The organism is Streptomyces sp. NPDC018833 (assembly GCF_044390825.1).
Classification (GTDB): domain Bacteria; phylum Actinomycetota; class Actinomycetes; order Streptomycetales; family Streptomycetaceae; genus Streptomyces.
Genome location: NZ_JBIRZM010000043.1, coordinates 1 through 1,954 on the forward strand (window position 1 = coordinate 1; position 1,954 = coordinate 1,954).

Here is a 1,954-nt window from a genome sequence, read left to right on the forward strand (position 1 = left end):
GCGCACATCGCGAAGACCGCGGGCGGCGGCAACGACTTCGAGGTCGCGGGCGGCCAGACCGAGGCCGGTCCGTTCGGCATCGCCGTCGACAAGGACAACACCCAGCTCCGCGACGCGCTCAAGGACGCCCTGAACGCGATCATCAAGAACGGCGAGTACGCGAAGGTCCTGGAGAAGTGGGACGTCAAGAACAGCGCCGTGACCGAGGCGACGATCAACGCCGGCAAGTAAGCGGCGTCCTCGCCTCAGAGCGTTCACTGAAGGGCAGTCACTGTGACTGACAAGTTCCACAAGACACCCGCCGATGAGCCACCAGCGGACTCGGCGGTCGGCAAGGGGGCCTACACACCCCCTGAGCAGATCAAGGCCATCCCGGTCCGGCACTGGGGCCGCTGGGTCAGCGGCGTCGTCGTCGTGGCCCTGCTGGGCACACTGGCCTACTCGTTCTCCCAGGGCGATGTCACCTGGGGGACGGTCGGCGACCTCATCTTCGACGACCGGATCGTCGCCGGCATGGGCCGCACGCTGCTGATCAGCGTTCTGTCGATGCTGATCGGTCTGGTCCTGGGCGTCGTCTTCGCGGTCATGCGGCTGTCGAAGAACCCGGTGACCGGCGCGGTGGCCTGGCTGTACATCTGGTTCTTCCGCGGCACGCCGGTGTATGTGCAGCTCCTGCTGTGGTTCAACCTCGCGCTGATCTTCCCCGTCCTCAACCTTGGGTTCTACAAGGACGAGATGGTCGACGTGATGACCCCGTTCATGGTCGCGCTGCTCGGCCTGGGTCTGAACGAGGGCGCGTACATGGCCGAGATCGTCCGGGCCGGTATCCAGTCCGTCGACGAGGGCCAGAGCGAGGCGTCGCACGCGCTCGGCATGTCCAGCGGCAAGACCATGCGGCGGGTCGTTCTCCCGCAGGCGATGCGCGTGATCGTGCCGCCGACCGGCAACGAGTTCATCAACCTGCTGAAGACCTCCTCGCTGGTCTCCGCCGTGCAGTACACCGAGCTGCTGCGCGCCGCGCAGAACATCGGCTCCACATCGTTCGCGATCATGGAGACGCTGCTGGTGGCGTCCGTCTGGTACCTGGCACTGACCAGCGTGTTCAGCGTCGGCCAGTACTACGTCGAGCGCTACTACGCGCGCGGTTCGCTGCGGCAGCTGCCGCCCACTCCGTGGCAGCGGGTCAAGAAGAACCTGTTGCCCTTCATCGGTAACAGGGGAGGTGTCCGGGCATGACCGCGATGGTGAAGGCCGAAGGCGTCCACAAGTCCTACGGCGCCGCCCACATCCTGCGCGGCATCGACCTCGAGGTCGCCCCGCGCGAGGTGTTCTGCCTGGTCGGCCCGTCCGGCTCCGGCAAGTCCACCTTCCTGCGCTGCATCAACCACCTGGAGAAGATCAACGCCGGCCGGCTCTCGGTCGACGGCCAGCTGGTCGGCTACCGGCAGAAGGGCGACAAGCTCTACGAGCTGAAGGACCGCGAGGTCGCGGCCCAGCGCCGCGACATCGGCATGGTCTTCCAGCGCTTCAACCTCTTCCCGCACATGACCGCGCTGGCCAACGTCATGGAGGCCCCGATCCAGGTCAAGGGCGAGGCCAGGGCCGTCGCCCGCGCCCGGGCCGAGCGGCTGCTCGACCGGGTCGGCCTCGCCGACAAGGCCGGGAACTACCCCTCCCAGCTCTCCGGCGGCCAGCAGCAGCGCGTCGCCATCGCCCGTGCGCTGGCGATGGAGCCGAAGCTGATGCTCTTCGACGAGCCGACCTCGGCCCTCGACCCGGAGCTGGTGGGTGACGTCCTGGACGTCATGCGCGGCCTGGCCGAGGACGGCATGACGATGATCGTCGTGACGCACGAGATGGGCTTCGCACGCGAGGTCGGCGACTCACTGGTCTTCATGGACGGCGGCGTGGTGGTCGAGTCCGGCCACCCGCGCGACGTCCTGGGCAACCCCCA

General features: G+C 67.5%; 3 protein-coding genes. All 3 read left to right on the forward strand.

Features of this window, described 5'->3' with window-relative positions; all coding sequences use genetic code 11:
- A partial coding sequence (locus ACH5AF_RS35295) for a transporter substrate-binding domain-containing protein (RefSeq protein ID WP_398907637.1) occupies nt 1-231 on the forward strand: 231 nt, incomplete at its 5' end.
- Nucleotides 232-273: 42 nt separating this feature from the next.
- Nucleotides 274-1,236 carry an amino acid ABC transporter permease gene (locus tag ACH5AF_RS35300; protein ID WP_398907639.1) on the forward strand — a complete coding sequence of 321 codons (963 nt, stop codon included), beginning with the start codon at nt 274-276 and terminating at the stop codon, nt 1,234-1,236.
- Between the two features lie 5 nt (nt 1,237-1,241).
- The coding region (locus ACH5AF_RS35305) for an amino acid ABC transporter ATP-binding protein (protein ID WP_398907641.1) at nt 1,242-1,954 on the forward strand (713 nt) is incomplete at its 3' end.